The organism is Methylotuvimicrobium alcaliphilum 20Z, from assembly GCF_000968535.2.
In the GTDB taxonomy this organism is placed as follows: Bacteria; Pseudomonadota; Gammaproteobacteria; order Methylococcales; family Methylomonadaceae; genus Methylotuvimicrobium; species Methylotuvimicrobium alcaliphilum.
This window is the reverse complement of record NC_016112.1, coordinates 4,567,047-4,584,081: the sequence shown is the minus strand read 5'-3', so window position 1 is coordinate 4,584,081 and position 17,035 is coordinate 4,567,047. Positions and strand designations below refer to the sequence as shown.

The following is a 17,035-nucleotide window of genomic DNA, read 5'->3' as shown; positions in this document are numbered from 1 at the left end:
AACCCCGTCATGCTAGGGATATGCAGATCTTCGGCTTTAGCTGAAGAAACTTGCTAATCAGGTCAGAATTTGCACAAGTACGATCGATAAACTCCAAGAATTTTAACCCAGCCAAACCTGCTGCGCGTTGACAAATTCGTGCATGCCGTGCGGCCCCAGTTCGCGGCCGAGTCCTGAGCGCTTGACGCCGCCGCTTGGTAGTCTGGGGTCGGTTTTGACGATGCCGTTGACCGCAACTTGGCCGGTTTCCAATTGCCGAGCCAGCGCTTCGCCTCGCGACCGTTCCGTCCAGATGCTGGCGGCTAGACCATATTGACTGTCGTTGGCTATGCGCATCGCTTCATCTTGATCTTCGGCTTTAATAACTACAGCGACCGGGCCGAAGGTTTCTTCTCGGGCGGCCGTCATGTCGTTCGTAACGCCGGTTAGCAAGGTCACGGGATAAAAATAGCCCGGCCCGTCCGGTATTTTTCCGCCGAGTCGGCATTGTGCGCCGGCGGCAATCGTTTCTTGAACCTGACGATGCAGGTTTAGCCGCAAGTCTTCTCGCGCCAAGGGGCCGATGTCTGTGCTTTCCTCATTCGGGTCGCCCAGTTTCAACTTGCTTAGACGTTCTTCAAGCCGTGTCACGAGTTCATCATGAATGCCGGCTTCGACAATGATGCGTTTGGCGGCGATACAAGATTGGCCGGCATTGATGATGCGCGACAGCGTAATCACATCGGCGGCTTTGTCCAGATCTGCATCGGCCAGTACGATGCAGGGATCGGAGCCGCCCAATTCCAGAACGACCGGTTTGATTTCAGCACCGGCGATCGAGGCCACGACAGTGCCGGCTCTATCCGAACCGGTCAACGAGACGGCTTGTACGCGTGGATCGCGAATGACCGCTTCTACATCGGTGTTCGACAAGGGTAGATTTTGCAATAGACCGGCCGGGGCTCCGCTCTGCTCAAATAGCCGCGCGATTGCTTCGGCGCAGGCCGGAACATGCGGGTCATGCTTCATCAGGCAGGTGTTTCCGGCCATCAATGCCGGGGCGCAAAAGCGAAAAGCCAGCCAAAATGGTGCGTTCCAAGGCAAAATGCCCAGTACAACGCCCAAAGGCAGATATTGCACATAGCTAAGACTGGCGTCAGATGCCAATGTATCCGGGGCAAGATAGCTCTCGCCATGTTCGGCGTAATGGTCGGCGCAGAGCGCTGCCTTCATCACTTCAGCACGGGCCTCCTTGATCGGTTTGCCCATCTCCAAGGTCATCAGCGGTGCCAGCGATTCTACATCATCGCGTAAACGCTGAGCGATTTTACGCAACATTTGCGCGCGTTGCGCAAAGGATTGGTTTCTCCAATCGGCATAGGCTATTTGCGCGCGATCGAGCGCAGCATCGCGAGCGGCGGCGTCGAGTTCCGGGCTTATGCCCAATGATTCGCCGTTGGATGGATTAATAACTTGTATGCTCATTAGTTTCGTTCTCCGTTGAATAAGCTAAATTAGGAATATCATTATTCATCGCTCCCACGCTGTTGAGGCCGTAAGTTAGTGAATACATCATAAAAAATTTATTCACCATGAAGAAAAAGCCTATAAAGTCAACAATCTAATTCTTCATGTTCTTCATGGTTAATTCATAATCTTGAATACTTTCACAGTTTCTGGAGCGTGGTAGCCATTGAGTAACCCTCCTTGCCTAAGCCCCGTATTCGGGTTTCACCACAAAATCCTTATCCAGCGTGAAAAAGGATTCGCAGCTATTCTCGGTCACGTAAAGCGTGTCCGATATGCCCATGGTTTTATCGCCTTCGACGCCCCACATCCACGGGATGATGTGAAATGTCATGCCTTCTTCCAGCACCGTCGAAATACCTTGCTTTAAGCTGATGATGTAACCTTCGTCCCAGCTCGGCGGAAACGCGATGCCGATTGAATAGCCCGAACGCGTGATCAGGCTGCCGCCTATGTCATTGTCGGTGATGATCGCGCGCACCAGGTTATCGGCGTCCGAAACCGTCAGGCCGGGGCGCATGATTTCTTTCAGCCGTTGCAGCGCCAATTTCATTTTTTCCTGAGCCTTATAGAATGTATCCGTCATATCGCCCAGAACGACGGTGCGCATCATCGCGGTATGGTAGCGCCGGTAGCAGCCGCCGACTTCGAGAAAGACATGTTCGCCAGGCTGCACGACGCGTCCTTCCCAAGTAGCATGGCCGATCATCGTACGTGGGCCACTAGTGACATAAGGCATTACTGCGGGAGTCTCGCCGCCCGCTTGAAACATGCCTGCACTGATCGCGGCTCCGATTTCGTTTTCGGTCGCACCGGCCACGCAAGCCTCGAACCCGGCCTTCATGCCGGCTTCGGTCGCATGCGCGGCCTTGCGCATGATTTCGATTTCCACCGGAGATTTGGTGATGCGCCCTTGTTCGACGATGCCGAAGCAATCCAGTAAGCGCCCGTCGGTGAAGGTCGTGTGAATCGAGTCTTGATGATAGGCCGGAAAGAAGTAGCTATTGCGTTCATAACCGATATGTTTGCCATTCAAACCGAATTCTCGAAGCGATTCCACGAGCATTTGAATCGCGTCGCCGGTATCGGGATAAGGTCGCGTGATTTCCACCCAAGTCCGCGCATAAACATTGGATTCTTCGAGTTTTCGAGTGATCATGAACGGCTCGTTGTCGAGCGGGATGACCAGGGCCTGAAAAAACGAATATCCGGTCGTTTGATAGTCGGTTAGATACATCAGGTTTTCCGGATCGCTGATTACGACAGCGTCGAGCAGCCGTTTTTGCATCCGCCCACGCAGTTCGTCGATTCGGCGTTGGTATTCCGCGAACGGAAAAGTCATGTCGTCGCGTTCAATCATAAGGCCTCCAAAGCATCCGCTAAGACGCCCGAGAAAATCGTTAAACCTTCGAGCAGATCGGCTTCCGGAATCGTTAGCGGCGGAATCATTTTGATGACCTTGCCGCCCGTTCCGCAGGCGCTGAGTAGTAGTCCGCGTTCGAAGCAAAGATTGACGATGTTTTTCGCCAAGGCGCCATCGGCGATGTCCAGCCCTTGCATCATGCCTTTGCCGCGCACTTGAAACCGCCCTTGACCGAAGCGTTCCGCCAAGTCTTCGAGGTGCTGCTGCATCTTAGTGCCTTTCAGCTTGACATCGTTCATCAATGCGTCATCGTCGAAATAGGACAGCGCCACTTTGCCCGCGACGAAGGAGAAGCCTTGACCTCTGAAAGTGCCGGTATGTTCGCCGGGCTGCCAATGCTGGTCGTGTTCAGGCTTGACCAAATTCATCGCCAGCGGCGTGCCGAAGCCGCCGATGCCTTTGGCTAATGTGATAATGTCCGGTTCCAAATCCATGCCGTCAAAACTGAAATATTGACCGGTGCGCCCGCAACCTGCCTGGATGTCGTCAAAAATCAATAGCGCGCCTAGATCGTGCGCCATTTTTTGCACGGCGTGCAACCATTCCCGACTGGCTACATTGACGCCGCCTTCGGCTTGAATCGGTTCGACTAAAAACGCCGCCGGCGGTTCCAGGCCGCTCGACGAATCGGAAAATTGCGCGCGCAACTGATCGATAGTTTCCAGGCCACAGCCTAATTGGCAACCGATACAAGGCTTTTCGCAGCCGAAGGGTTCATGACGAACATATTCCAGGGGTACGCCGGCGGCATTGCGGAAATATTGGTTTGCCGTGCAGGCCAGCGAGCCCAGTGTCATGCCGTGAAAACCGTGATTGAACGCAATAATCGAACGGCGCCCGGTGACCTTGCGCGCCAATTTCAGCGCGGTTTCGACCGCATTAGTTCCGGTCGGTCCCATGAATTGCATTTTGTAATTCATTTTTCGCGGTTTAAGCACGGAATTGGCGAAGGCTTCGATAAAATCGCGTTTCGCCGTGGTGTAGGTGTCCAGACTGTGGGCTACGCCATCCGCCTCGATAAAATCGATCAAGGCTTTTTTCATCAACGGGTTGTTGTGGCCGAAATTGAGTACACCGGCGCCTGCGAAGAAGTCGATATAGGATTTTCCCGACTCATCCACTTGACGGGCATTGGAGGCCGATTTGAAAACGGTAGGATACACACGGCAGTAGCCGCGAATTTCGGATTCCCATTGTTCAAAGACTTTCATGAATACTCTCCTTACGGTTGACAGGGCAACAAGTCGCCCGATTAATGCATATGCGGCAATATCGTTGCGGCATAACGCGTTTATACCTTTCGCACTTCAAATTTCGGTAGTGCCTAAGGAGGCACCGGGGTGCCTGGCAAAGGCTTGACGGCGGCTTTCCCTGCCCCCGACATCTCTCAATCGAGCCACCGAACCCCCTTCCAACAGTTATCGAAGTTATTTCATGCTCGTTCCTTAACGTCATTCGGCAAGGGCGCACCGGCCAAACGGGCATAAATGCGCGCGACTCGATCGATCAATTTGTCATTGAAATCGTATTCGGGGCTGTGGCAGGAGCGTTGATGTGCCGCAATGCCGTCATCAGTGCCGATTAAAGCGAAAGCTCCCGGAATCGCATTCAGGTAATAATGGAAATCCTCAGAGGCCATGATCGGAACAGGCGTATTTTGGCTTAGGCTACCCTCACCTAATTCCTGCATCAATGTCCGGCGATAAAAAGCTGCGGGTTCGGGGTGATTGATCGTCGCTCCATATCTTGGAAAGACGGTAACGTGGCAATCGACCTCATAAGCCGCGGCGGTGGCCGTTGAAATGTCCTGAATGCATTGCGTCAATCGGTCGCGTGTGAATTCGTGAGCAATGCGGAAGCTGCCGCCGATCAGAGCCTTGTCCGGAATCACGGTGGGCGAGCTGGAGGCTTCGATCGAGGTGACACTCAGTACGGCGGCTTCCTGAGGCGGCAGGCGGCGCGATAGCGTCTGTTGCAGGGCCATGACGATAGCTGCCGCCGCAAGTACAGGGTCTCGACAGGCTTCCGGTTGGCTCGCATGACCGCCTTGTCCATTTACCTCGATTTCGAAAGTTCCGTTACCTGCCATGATCGTGCCGTCGGGACAGACTGCCTGACCGAATGGAATCGCCGGCCAATTGTGCCATCCGAATATGACGTCGACACCTTCGAGCGCGCCGTCTTCGATCATCTGTTTGGCGCCATGACCGCCTTCTTCGGCCGGTTGAAACAACAGACTTACCGGGCCCGGCAAGCTGTCTTCGTGAGTTTTGAGCCAGTGTGCGGCCGCGATCAGCGTGGCCGTGTGGCCGTCATGTCCGCAGGCGTGCATGCAGCCTGCCGTTTGCGAGGACCAAGCCATGCCGCTGTTTTCATGGATAGGAAGTGCGTCGATGTCGGCGCGCAAGGCGATGTGACGACCGCTTTTATTGCTCGCCAATCGGGCCACGGTGCCGGTGTCGGCGCAGGCTCGCCAAGCGATGCCTAAACGGGAAAGTTCATTACGAATTCGCTTCGCGGTTTCCTGCTCCTGCCAGCTAAGTTCAGGTTTCCGATGCAGGGTATGGCGAAATTCCACTGCATCTTGAATCAGCTGATCCCACTGTATGGCCATATTTAAATACTCCTGTCTGGGACTTCCAAATTGTCTACGACGCTAAAGATTGCTATTACCTAAACAAGAAAACAGCAGGCCCTCATCACAGGTCGATTATAGGTAGCCTGAGTGAACTCTAAGTATACAGCATACCGTTTTTGACTAATCAGAACAAAAGAGGAAGGTTAAAAAGTGGGTTTTTGGAATATAAAATTAAGCGCGGATTCAAATTTCGGAAGTGCCGAATTTTGAACTACTCCATTCATAAAGTTAGACGGTTTTTCGATCAAAAGGGAGTACGATGGGCATAATCGCTTTTATCAAGCTTTGGCGTAAGATATATCGGTAACTTTAATTATGACCCAGCGGATGCAGGCAGGTTTTTAAACATAGTTCGCGAATACAACGATGCGATGCTTGGTCCAGGCAATGAAAATCAGCCGCACAGAGTTGTCGGTTTGCTAGAAGTAACTGAATTTTCTCCGGATCGATCTCGATGCGTATCGGGCATGGTTTGTCATAGAAATCCGACTTTTCTTGCATTAGGTTAGTTGCCGCGATAGAAGCTTTCTGGCGTCGGAAACGAATTGCCGACATTTTTGCAAACAACCAGCGGCCTTGTGCTATTCGAGAATAAAATAATGCCAGCAATTGTTTGATGGCTAATTCAACAGATAGCGATAGTGGATTTAATTTTAAAACGTTCATATGCGACTTTATGTGATGGTTTCCGGGGAGCAATGAGCTTTTGTTGTAATAGTAATGAGAACGATTTCTATTTGCAAATAAATTATTTTACTCTGTTACTCCTGCTCGATAGTGCTTGTGGCATAGCCTATCAATAGCTAATTGATTCTTCGGGAAGATAGAGAGAAACCGTAATTTACTTCATGAAATAGCTAAATGACTCTTGTTTGCATTTACAACTGTGATAAAGTTACTTTCGTTTTAACGTTATTCGGATTTAATTTATGTTTTTAACGCGCCGATTTCCCAAGGCTCTGGCCGGCGTTACCGTATTATTTTTGTCAGCCGGCGCTTATTCGGATCCTTTGAATCAAGCAATCGACACCGGTCTGGCGACCAATAAAGCAGCCGTCGATTCGCAAAAAACCATCGACCGGCTAGGCGATCAAACTCAAAAAATGCTCGAGGAATACCGCACGGCAAGCCGTCATGCCGATACCTTGCAGACTTACAACAAACATCTAAAAGATTTGCTTGCTTCTCAGCAACAGGAGAAAGCCTCGCTCGAACGGCAGCTCGATCAGATTGAGGACACGCAACGCGAAATCGTGCCGTTGATCTTGCGCATGCTCGATAGTCTCGAACAATTCATCGCCTTGGATGTGCCGTTTTTGCCTGAAGAGCGTCAGGAGCGCTTGAGTCAGTTGAAAGACATGATCAATCGCGCCGACGTCACCCCTGCCGAAAAATTTCGCCGCATTATCGAAGCGTTTCAAGTTGAAAACGAATACGGCAATACCATCGAAGCCTATCGAGCCGATCTCGAATTGGGCGGGTCTGTCAGTTCGGTCGATTTTTTGCGTTTGGGCCGTGTCGCGTTGTATTTTCAACGTCTCGACGGTAGCGAAACCGGTTACTGGAATAAAGAGACTCATACTTGGGAAACCTTACCTTCGAGCTATCGCAATGCGATACGCGACGGGCTAAGAATCGCCCGTAAGGAAGCCGCGCCCGATTTACTGACGTTACCGATACCGGCGCCGGAGGTAAGCCAATGAGAGTAATAACTTTACTGCTGGCCGGTCTATTAGTGTCCGGCAATGCGATCGCCGACCGACTTACGCTCGATCAATTGCTGAAGGAAATTCAAAAATCCCATGGCATCGAAGGCAAAATCAATCGCGAACGCGAGGCCCGTTTCGTTGCCGATCATGCCAAGCAGCAGGAATTGCTGCAGTCGGCTAAAAACGAATTGGCGGCTCAAGAACGTTTGAGCAAACAATTGAAGGATCAAATGGAGGCGAACGAGCAAGAGCTCGATCGTTTGCAAACCGAGCTCGATAACCGTAGCGGTATTTTGCGCGAATTGACCGGCGTCGCGAAACAAGCTGCCGGCGATTTGAAAGCGGACCTGGAAAACTCGATCGTTTCGGCGCAGTTTCCGGAACGTTCCGGAAAATTAGCCGCGATGACGCAAAGCAAGGCACTGCCGACTCTGGAAGAGCTCGAGTCGCTTTGGTTCTATTTGCTTCAGGAAATGACCGAATCCGGTAAAGTTGTTAAATTCGGCAGCGATATTTTGACGGCTTCGGGCGAGCCGCGCCAGGCCGAAGTCGTGCGCATCGGCACTTTCAATGCAATTGCCGACGGCCAGTATCTCCGCTACTTATCCGAAACCGGAAAATTGGCCGAATTGGCACGGCAACCGGGCGGCGCTTATAACAGTCTTGCCGAAAAGTTTGCCGGGACTTCGTCCGGAACCGCCGATTTGGGCGTCGATCCCACGCGCGGAGTGATTTTAAGCATGCTCATCCAAGCGCCGGATAGTATCGAGCGGATTCAGCAAGGCGGTGGAATCGGCTACATTATCTTGCTGTTGGGCGGCTTCGGCCTGGCATATGGACTGTATCGGCTGTTGATGTTGACGCAAACTCATAAGCGGGTTAGCGAACAAATTGCCTCGACAGAGGTTTCCGAAGCCAATCCTCTAGGCCGCATCATTGCCGCGGTCGAACAAAATCAGACGCAAAACACCGAAACGCTGGAATTGATTCTCGACGAAGCGATCACCCGCGAGGTGCCAGTCTTAGAAAAAGGATTGTCGATGATCAAACTATTGGCCGCAGTCGCACCGCTGTTGGGACTGCTCGGTACCGTTACCGGTATGATCGCGACCTTCCAATCGATCAGTCTATTCGGTACCGGCGATCCGAAATTGATGGCGAGCGGGATCTCGCAAGCTTTGGTTACGACGATGCTGGGCTTGTGCGCAGCCGTTCCTTTACTGTTTTTGCATAGTCTATTGGCTTACCGTAGCCGTGCACTGATTCAAATTCTCGATGAACAAAGTGCCGGCATCATCAGTCGCCGGGCCGGGAAATAATGAACGGGTTGTTCGCTATTTTCGATTCGGTCGGCCATTTTCTCGATAGCGGCGGCATTGTTTTGAAGGTTATTTTGTTCGTTTCTATCGGCTTGTGGTGCCTGATCGCCGAACGTTTGTTGTATTTTCGGTTTAACTATCCGAAGGATCGGCAAGTATGGCTGGAACAATGGGAAAGCCGTGTCGATAAAAGTTCTTACGATGCGCATAACATTCGAAATTTTATTATTTCCGAAGCGAAGCTGACGATGGGTAAGTCGTTGACTATCATCAAAATGCTGATCGCCTTATGTCCGCTACTCGGACTATTAGGTACCGTGACCGGTATGATCCACGTCTTCGATGTAATGGCGGTGACCGGTACCGGCAATGCCCGGGCTATGGCTTCCGGTATTTCGCTGGCGACGATTCCGACCATGTCGGGAATGGTGATTGCGATCGCCGGTCTTTATTTCAGTAAAACGATAGAAGAACGCGTCAGCGACGAAACCCATCATTTAGCCGATTTATTGAAATTCCAATAACGAGATTGTTTATTTATGCGACGTACTACCAGCCGCTCGACATCCGATCAAATTTCCGATATCGATATGACGCCGATGCTCGACATCGTGTTCATTATGTTGATTTTTTTTATCGTAACGACATCTTTCGTTAAAGAATCCGGTATCGATGTTAATCGACCCACCGCGCAAACGGCCGAGAAAAAAGAACAGGCCAATATTATTGTGTCGATCAAGGCCAACGGCGAAATCTGGATCGATAAACGCGCGGTCGATGTCCGGGCGGTTAGAGCCAATGTTGCGCGCTTGCAGGCCGAAAATCCTCTCGGTTCGGTCATCATTGCCGCCGATCGCGATACCAAGACCCACGTTCTAGTTCAAGTCATGGATCAAATTCGATTGGCCGGTATCACCAATGCGGCGATTGCGACGGAAACGGAATCGAAGTGAAGCGTTTTTCGATTTCTTTATTGGCCGGGCTAGGCGCTACGCTGGCTTTGTTTTGGCTGATGCAAGCGATGGTGATGCACAGAGAAAGCGGTTTCAAGAAAACCGATAACGTGCAAATGGTCGAATTCGTTCGCTTGAAACGAGAGACCAAGCCTCAGGTCCAGGAAAAAAAGACCGTTAAGCCGCCTCCTCTGCCGGAAAAACGTCCGCCACCACCACCGATGCAAACGCAGCACACTCAACCGATGGCCGCTGCTCAGCCGAATTTGGCAATTCCGAATTTGAGCGTGCCGTTACCGAGCGCTCGTTTCGGCGGTTCGGCTCTTGAAGGTTTAACGGCAGGGGCGGCTGCACCCTCGCCCGCCGCGCCGAGCGCAGCGGTTGGTGCCGGCACGATCACGACCGATGTTACGCCATTGGTACGTATTCCGCCGCGTTATCCGATGCGCGCGGCGAGCCGGCGTATCGAAGGTTGGGTGAAGGTAGAATTCACGATTACGAAAACCGGCGAAGTCAGCGATGCGGTTGTAGTCGAATCGTACCCTAGCAGTATTTTTAACCGCGAAGCGCTGGCCGCCGTTAAACGTTGGAAATTCAAAGCGAAAGTGGTCGACGGCAAGGCCTACGAACAAAGGGCTCAACAAACCTTGGAGTTTAAACTGTCCAAATGAAGCGAACGCACTTATTTAGCTTACTGCTTGTTTCATTAATGAACGCGCCGGTTGCTGCCGCGGCTGATGCCAAGCAAGCGACAATTTCTCCGGCGCTGTATCAAAAAATACAGTCTACGGACCGGCTTATTGCCGATAAGGCTTACGGCAAGGCCGAACAGAAATTGTTGGCGATGGTCGGCGAAGTCAAAGCCGGAGGCTTGGATCAAGCCGTCGTGTTGCGGAGCCTGGCTTCGGTTTATGCACTCAAGGAGCAATATGCTAAGGCTACCGAATGGCTGTCAAAAGCCGTTACATTAAATACCCTGCCTGACAAACAACAGCAAGATGCGCTTTTAAACCTGGGGCAGCTGTATTTGGCTGCCGAGCAATATGCCAAGGCGATTGAGACTTTAAAGCCATGGCTGGCAAAAAATCCGGTGCCGGATGCACAAACTCATGTGTTGTTGGCGAATGCCTATACTCAGTTGAAACAATATCGTAATGCCTTGCCGCATATTTCCAAAGCCATTCAGTCGACTGCCAAGCCCGAGGATTCATGGTATCAATTGCAGCTTGCCTTGTTTTATGAATTGAAAGATTATCAATCGGCGATACCGTTATTGCGGAAGCTGATGGCTGCCAATCCGACCAAAAACGAGTATTGGAGCCAGTTGGTTGCGGTTTATCAGCAAACGAATCAATACACGCAAGCGGCTACCGTCAAGCATCTGGCATACAAAAAAGGCCTATTGAATTCGGAAAAGGAGATTTTGGATCTGGTTAATTTATTTCTGTATGCCGGGTTGCCATATAAAGCCGGTTCAGTATTGCGGTCCGAACTCGATGCGAATAGAGTCGCGAGTACGGTAAAAAATTGGGAGTTACTGGCTAACGCCTGGAAGCAGGCAAGGGAGCTGGAAAAAGCAGTTCAAGCCTTGGAAACCGCCTCTAAGCTTGATGACAAAGGCAGTCTTTATCAACAGCTTGGGCAAATCTATTATGAGCAAGAGAATTGGAACGCAGCCATTGCCGCGATGAATAAGGCATTGGCGAAGGGAGGATTGAAACAACCCGGCCAAGCTTATATGATTCTCGGGATGAGTTATTATGAAAGCAATAACACCGAACAGGCCCGCCAATCTTTTGCCAAGGCGAAAGGTTTTCCGAGCAATAGAAAAAACGCAGAGCAATGGCTCAGTTATCTAAATAAGACCAACGAGACTTCCTAGATCCGATATTTCCGACAAGCAGAGCCGAATAAGGCTAGGCTCTGCTACGCGCGGTTTTTTAAACAACTCTGAGATTAGGGTCGTCGTACAATCGACGTTTTTTCCAGCCGGTAAATTGGCTATCGTCGAATTCCAGGTCATTGTCTATCGCATATTCATAGCAACTACGGAATAAGCGCGCGGTACGAAAGGCGTGCAATTCATCGTCGGCGGTGACTTTTTCGACATTGCCGACCTGAAAGGTTTTGTTTCTGGACTTGCCGTCCTTGACCCAAAACACCGTATAGCATAAGTAACTCTTATCCTTGCGGTGATCGTACTTGATTGTCCTAGAAACGCCGGTCAGTCCCGTAGTCGTTTTATTTTTCGGAGGCTTGAGAAAGCGTGTCTTACTCCCTTTCAAAGCCACCAACATTTGATCGCGCCAAGCGATAGCGGCTTTTAAGGATTTATTTTTGTTTCCCCAAAGCTTATGAGAAAAATAACGACTGGTTTCTTTACCGCGCCGAACGATTCGGACCTGATACCCGAATACATCGGGTTCTGTGATTTGTTTATGTTTTACCATAGCATTTGAACCTACTAACGGTTTTCACCATTTGTTGAACAGAGAATATTTGCCGCTAATACATCGAGGTTATTCCGCGTGAAGCAGAAAAATATTACAAATTTATGAAAGCCTACCAATGTAAGCCTATGCTTACAAATTATCCTCATTCCCAAAATAAAAGCAAGCTAAAAGTTAGGTAATTGTGACAATTCCCTAGTATTTTGATGTAGAATGCGGCTATGCCACCTCTTGGTGGCTGTCCTCAACTCATAACCTTCTATTTTTAAACACTTGGAGACATTCGATGAGCGTATTAGTAGGTAAACAAGCCCCCGACTTTACCGTTCCTGCCGTATTGGGCAATGGCGAAATAGTCGATGCTTTTAATTTTTCCGAAGCGACAAAAGGAAAATATGCGGTAGTCTTCTTTTACCCGCTGGACTTTACCTTTGTTTGTCCTAGCGAATTGATCGCTCTCGATCATCGCATTGACGAGTTCAAAAGCCGTGGCGTCGAAGTGATTGCCGTTTCAATCGATTCTCACTTTACTCATAATGCATGGCGTAATACACCGGTCAACAAAGGCGGTATCGGCCCGGTCCGTTATACAATGGCGGCCGATATTTCACACGGTATCTGTAAAGATTACGATGTCGAAGCTGCAGCGCCGGCCGTTGCTTATCGCGGAACTTTCTTGATCGACAAGGACGGCGTGGTTCGTCATCAAGTCGTTAACGATCTGCCTCTCGGCCGTAACATGGACGAATTGATTCGTATGATCGACGCCTTGCAATTCTTCGAGGAAAATGGCGAAGTCTGCCCTGCGGGCTGGAACAAAGGTGATTCGGGTATGAACGCAAGCCCTGAAGGCGTTGCGGATTATCTGGAGAAAAATGCCGACAAGCTCTAATCGAATTATTCGATAGGCTTAAAAAGGCGCATTGTTGTTTGGCAATGCGCCTTTTTTGTACCATCGTAGATCAAAATTCGGCACCGGGGTGACCGTCAAAGTACGCCGTGAACCCAGCACCTAAATCCAGCACCTAAATTCCATAGGTCTTTGGCAATAATTCAAAATCATGGCTTATTTAGGTGCTGGGTGAACACGTCCATGTAGGCTCTATGCTGGCAAAGCCTTTGCCGAACACCCCGGCGCCTCCTTAAGCATCGCCGAAATTTGAAGTATGAAAGGTATATCGGTACGTATTTACTGATTGTCTTGTTTCGATTCGGCCGCATCGACCAGATATTTCTTTCGAATGAACAGTGTGGCAAGTATCGCAAGTAATGCAGGGGTTAAAATGATCACGAACTTCAAGATACCCGAATTTCCTGCAAGCGTATCCAAATGTAAACTTTTAATCGATAATTTGGCGATCCACCAAGTCAACCAGTAACCGACCAAACCGGTTATCGCCCAGTTCATCGGGCTTTCACCTAATTTTTTCGCAGTTTGGTAAAACCATACCAGCATAACGATTCCGGCAATTTGAGCAAACAACATTGAGTTACCCTCCCTATTCTTTTTTATTTAGTCGTGTGTCTTAATAAAAGCACTTTTGAGTGCTTCACGAGGTCACGGCGTTTTTTTTATACCCATTGTAGATCAAAATTCGGCACCGGGGTGCCCGTCAAAGGACGCCGTGAACCCAGCACCTAAATTATCCAAGATAGTTAACCATAGCCAATGGGCTATGGAATTTAGGTGCTGGGTGAATACGTCCATGTAGGCTCTATGCCAGCTCCATGCTGGCAAAGCCTTTGCCGAACACCCCGGCGCCTCCTTAGTCGCTGCCGAAATTTGAAGTGCGAAAGGTATAATCATGCAATCGATCCACCACGATCTGATTTCGTTAACCCATTCGGAACATAGGCATCCGGCGGCCTTGCGCAATATTTCGATTGATTTAAGCCGCAGTAACGCTTAACGTAATGAATGATTTGCACATAATAATTCAAATTGAACCGCTAATCACATCTTTATTCAGAAAGGAGACTGGCAGTGCTAAAAACCCTGAAAATAGTTTTATCGGTTTTTGCGGCTATTATTTTGCTCATTGTCATTGCAGCAGCGGCTTTGCCGTTATTGTTCAGTCCCAATGATTTCAAGCCGCAAATTGCTTCGGCGGTTAAAGACAATACCGGTCGCGATTTGACTATCGCGGGCGATATCGAATTATCGATCTTTCCATGGCTTGGCGTCACTGCCGAAAAACTGGCCTTAAGCAATGCCGAGGGTTTTCAAGAAATTCCGTTCGCTGAAATCGAAAGCGCGCAAATCAGAGCTAAATTACTGCCTTTATTGTCGAAAAAGTTCGAAGTGGATCGTGTCGTCCTGAAAGGCTTGATTTTAAATTTAGAAAAAAACGATGCTGGCGTAAACAATTGGGATGATTTCAAGCAAGCAAAACCGGAGGCGTATACCGCAGCAACATCGACCGAGTGGGAAGATGCCGATGCTGTCGACACAGACAAAGACGCCGAAGGGTTTAAGGCGATTGCCGGCCTAGCTGTTGCCGGTGTTTCGCTTGAAAACGCTCAGTTGAATTGGCACGACAGGCAAAACGATGAACGCTTTTCGATCAAGGAATTGAATCTTGTTTCGGGCGATCTGGCTTTTGACAAGCCCATCGATTTTAAACTTCGATTCAGATTGGATCAGCCTGAACAAGAAAGAAATAGTCATTACCAATTGTCCACTGCCGTGTCGTTTAACGAAAATTTAGATCATTTTCAAGTGACACGATTCGATTTATCGACCGAGATTCGAGGAAAAGACATTCCAGGCGGTTCCTTGTCGGCAAAAATGGCGGCCCTGGCCGAGCTGAATTTAAATGCACAAACGCTTGAATTGACCAAGCTCGATGTCGAGTCCGGCCAATTGCATGCGACCGCAACGCTAAGCGGCACGAATATCGTCGATGCGCCTGTATTCGAGGGACCGGTGAGTATCGCCCGTTTTGACCCATCGGCATGGCTAAAGCAGGCCGGCATCGACCCTCCTGTTATGCGTGATGCGCAAGCATTGACGTCATTTGGCGCGGATTTCAGATTACAGATTTCTTCCGAGTCGGCGGACGTACAAAGCATTAGCATTCAACTCGACGATAGCGCGATTAATGGTAACGTTCGCGTCGATAATTTCGACGATCCGGTAATCTCATTCGACTTAAACGTCGATACCTTGAATGCCGATCGTTATTTAGCGCCTGAAGACGAATCGGGTAAGACGACGCAACCGATTGCAGGACCGGCGGCGGCCGTCGCAGCAGGCGCTTCGATGATTCCGGTTGAAACCTTGAGAAGTTTGAATATCAACGGCTTGTTATCATTCGGCCAACTCACGATTAGTAATCTATTACTGCACGGAGTCGATCTCAAATTGACTGCCAAAGACGGTAAGGTCAATACCGAACAACGTGTAAAAACAATGTATCGGGGCTCTTATGAAGGCGCGATGAATCTAAATGTGACCGGCGAATTGCCGCAATGGCGGCTCAACGAAAAATTCAACGAGATACAAATCGAACCCTTGTTGAACGATTATGCCGGCAGTGCGAAAATTGCCGGCGCATTAACCGCATCGACAAAATTACAAGCAAGCGGAAATGATAGCAAAGCGCTTAAGTCTTCATTGAACGGTCAGGTCGATTTTTTATTCAAGGACAGCATTATTCGCGGTTTTAATCTGCAACAAATGATCGACGATGCTAAATCATTGCTAAAAGGTATACAGGTTCTCCGAGACAATCCGAAGGATCAAACCGCTTTCTCGGAAATCAAGGGTAGCGCGCAAATCGTCAATGGGCTTATTAGCAACAACGATCTTATCGCTACGGCCTCCAAACTTGAAGCCACCGGGAAAGGTACCGCCGATTTGAAATCCGAACGAATCGATTATCAGGTCAATGCGAAATTGGTTCGTAGCAAAGCGGCTGAAAGTACGGCCGACAAAATCAAAGAATTACCAATTGTCATTAACATCAGGGGTAATTTCAAAGAGCCGGAATATAAACTCGATATTGCATCCATGCTCAAAGACCGGCAACTTGAAAAGCTCGAGCGCAAAAAAGACAAGTTACTGGACAAGCTCGACAAAAAAGTTGGCCCTGGCGTTTCTGATATATTGAAAAAGTTTTTTTGATACCGGATCAAGACGATCCAAATACTCGAAACAAGCCCATTGCTAAGTTCTTCGGTATTTACTCGCTACCGTTAAGTTAATGGCTTTTCCGTTCGCCCAGAGCCCTTCGGCTGTGCTCAGGAAAGCTTTGTCGAAGGGGGAATGGAGAAGCCCGGGTCGATAAGTTAAGCCGTCCATGGTTCGACAGGCTCACCACGAACGGCTTAACTTAATGGAATTGGGCGTTTAACTACCTGCTAGCCCACTGCCATTAAGCTAAGGCAAACCCGTCATTCCGCCATGGATTAGCGGAATTCAGTGCCATGGATGGCAAGCTTTTGAGGCACAGTAGAGCCTGAATGCAAGCATTACTTATTTCTGTGATGGCATAATAACTTAATGGCAGTGATCTGCTAGCCGGGTCTTACTCTTTGGAATAAGGGAAGGGTGACCGAATATAAACTTTCCAATACGTTAAAGTCATAATCAATAGGGTTATTGAGCCCCAACCATTGCTAAAGGAGACAACCACGATGTCCGAATATAGAAAATACCATTGTATGGAATGCGAACACATTTACGACGAAGCAAAAGGCGACCCGGACAGCGGCATTGCGCCCGGTACGCGCTGGGAAGATATTTCCGACGACTGGGTTTGCCCTATTTGCGGGGCACCGAAAAGTTTTTTCAAGTTGTTGGCATAACCTGCCTTAAATACGAGGGTTTCGGTTCAATGGCGATCTTTCCGGTGACCGAGCAGGATGCTTTTTACCGGGGGATAAAAAAAATCGTTAGTATCGTTACTGTGAAAGTTCGTAGATATAGACTCTTTATCTAATTTTTTCGATATGCAAAAGCTCAGCAACGAAAATGCCGGTTCGAAGAGGGTGCGGTTGCTCGCCCGACAGGCGTCGGCGGCAGAGACAGCCGCC

16 protein-coding genes are annotated in these 17,035 nt (G+C 49.5%); 9 read left to right on the top strand and 7 right to left on the bottom strand.

The window, feature by feature from the left end:
- Positions 1 to 102: 102 nt before the first annotated feature.
- The 5 genes from MEALZ_RS19545 to MEALZ_RS22420 all read right to left on the bottom strand — a co-directional run bounded on the left by MEALZ_RS19545 (position 103) and on the right by MEALZ_RS22420 (position 6,233).
- Positions 103 to 1,464: an NAD-dependent succinate-semialdehyde dehydrogenase gene (locus MEALZ_RS19545; protein WP_014150384.1), complete on the bottom strand. Its 1,362-nt coding sequence runs from the start codon at positions 1,462 to 1,464 to the stop codon at positions 103 to 105.
- Between the two features lie 226 nt (positions 1,465 to 1,690).
- On the bottom strand, positions 1,691 to 2,866 hold the full coding sequence (gene doeA / locus MEALZ_RS19540; protein WP_014150383.1) for an ectoine hydrolase: 1,176 nt from the start codon (positions 2,864 to 2,866) through the stop codon (positions 1,691 to 1,693).
- Positions 2,863 to 4,140 (bottom strand): aspartate aminotransferase family protein, encoded by a 1,278-nt coding sequence (locus MEALZ_RS19535; RefSeq protein WP_014150382.1) that lies wholly within the window; start codon positions 4,138 to 4,140, stop codon positions 2,863 to 2,865. Before MEALZ_RS19535 ends, doeA begins: the two co-directional genes overlap by 4 nt.
- Before the next feature lie 221 nt (positions 4,141 to 4,361).
- A complete protein-coding gene (gene doeB2 / locus MEALZ_RS19530) occupies positions 4,362 to 5,543 on the bottom strand; it encodes a N(2)-acetyl-L-2,4-diaminobutanoate deacetylase DoeB2 (RefSeq protein ID WP_014150381.1) in 1,182 nt (393 codons plus the stop codon).
- A gap of 333 nt (positions 5,544 to 5,876) precedes the next feature.
- The gene (locus MEALZ_RS22420; RefSeq protein ID WP_046061275.1) at positions 5,877 to 6,233 is read right to left on the bottom strand and encodes a hypothetical protein; all 357 of its coding nucleotides are present in this window, start codon (positions 6,231 to 6,233) and stop codon (positions 5,877 to 5,879) included.
- Between the two features lie 263 nt (positions 6,234 to 6,496).
- Between MEALZ_RS22420 and MEALZ_RS19520 the strand changes: the two genes are divergently transcribed.
- The 6 genes from MEALZ_RS19520 to MEALZ_RS19495 are packed head-to-tail and all read left to right on the top strand — an operon-like array spanning position 6,497 to position 11,430.
- Positions 6,497 to 7,270, top strand: a complete 774-nt coding sequence (locus tag MEALZ_RS19520) for a DUF3450 domain-containing protein (RefSeq protein ID WP_014150380.1) — start codon at positions 6,497 to 6,499, stop codon at positions 7,268 to 7,270.
- Positions 7,267 to 8,595 (top strand): DUF3450 family protein, encoded by a 1,329-nt coding sequence (locus MEALZ_RS19515; RefSeq protein ID WP_014150379.1) that lies wholly within the window; start codon positions 7,267 to 7,269, stop codon positions 8,593 to 8,595. Before MEALZ_RS19520 ends, MEALZ_RS19515 begins: the two co-directional genes overlap by 4 nt.
- A complete protein-coding gene (locus tag MEALZ_RS19510; RefSeq protein ID WP_014150378.1) occupies positions 8,595 to 9,119 on the top strand; it encodes a MotA/TolQ/ExbB proton channel family protein in 525 nt (174 codons plus the stop codon). Before MEALZ_RS19515 ends, MEALZ_RS19510 begins: the two co-directional genes overlap by 1 nt.
- 15 nt (positions 9,120 to 9,134) lie before the next feature.
- Positions 9,135 to 9,548 (top strand): ExbD/TolR family protein, encoded by a 414-nt coding sequence (locus MEALZ_RS19505; protein ID WP_014150377.1) that lies wholly within the window; start codon positions 9,135 to 9,137, stop codon positions 9,546 to 9,548.
- The gene (locus tag MEALZ_RS19500; protein WP_014150376.1) at positions 9,545 to 10,219 is read left to right on the top strand and encodes an energy transducer TonB; all 675 of its coding nucleotides are present in this window, start codon (positions 9,545 to 9,547) and stop codon (positions 10,217 to 10,219) included. Before MEALZ_RS19505 ends, MEALZ_RS19500 begins: the two co-directional genes overlap by 4 nt.
- Complete coding sequence (locus MEALZ_RS19495) at positions 10,216 to 11,430, top strand: tetratricopeptide repeat protein (protein ID WP_014150375.1); 1,215 nt, start codon at positions 10,216 to 10,218, stop codon at positions 11,428 to 11,430. Before MEALZ_RS19500 ends, MEALZ_RS19495 begins: the two co-directional genes overlap by 4 nt.
- Positions 11,431 to 11,488: 58 nt before the next feature.
- Here the strand turns inward: MEALZ_RS19495 and MEALZ_RS19490 are convergent, their stop codons facing one another.
- Complete coding sequence (locus MEALZ_RS19490) at positions 11,489 to 11,998, bottom strand: hypothetical protein (protein ID WP_014150374.1); 510 nt, start codon at positions 11,996 to 11,998, stop codon at positions 11,489 to 11,491.
- Between the two features lie 286 nt (positions 11,999 to 12,284).
- Here MEALZ_RS19490 and MEALZ_RS19485 point away from each other — a divergent pair, with 286 nt between their 5' ends.
- Positions 12,285 to 12,890, top strand: a complete 606-nt coding sequence (locus tag MEALZ_RS19485; RefSeq protein WP_014150373.1) for a peroxiredoxin — start codon at positions 12,285 to 12,287, stop codon at positions 12,888 to 12,890.
- A 297-nt stretch (positions 12,891 to 13,187) separates the two neighbouring features.
- Here MEALZ_RS19485 and MEALZ_RS19480 read toward each other — a convergent pair whose 3' ends face one another.
- Entirely contained in the window at positions 13,188 to 13,484 is a 297-nt protein-coding gene (locus tag MEALZ_RS19480) for a hypothetical protein (RefSeq protein WP_014150372.1), read from the bottom strand.
- A gap of 498 nt (positions 13,485 to 13,982) precedes the next feature.
- Here MEALZ_RS19480 and MEALZ_RS19470 point away from each other — a divergent pair, with 498 nt between their 5' ends.
- Together MEALZ_RS19470 and MEALZ_RS19465 are read left to right on the top strand one after the other, a co-directional pair.
- Positions 13,983 to 16,124: an AsmA family protein gene (locus tag MEALZ_RS19470; protein WP_014150371.1), complete on the top strand. Its 2,142-nt coding sequence runs from the start codon at positions 13,983 to 13,985 to the stop codon at positions 16,122 to 16,124.
- A 512-nt stretch (positions 16,125 to 16,636) separates the two neighbouring features.
- Positions 16,637 to 16,807, top strand: coding sequence for a rubredoxin (locus MEALZ_RS19465; protein WP_014150370.1), 171 nt, complete (start codon positions 16,637 to 16,639; stop codon positions 16,805 to 16,807).
- The last annotated feature ends 228 nt before the right edge of the window (positions 16,808 to 17,035 follow it).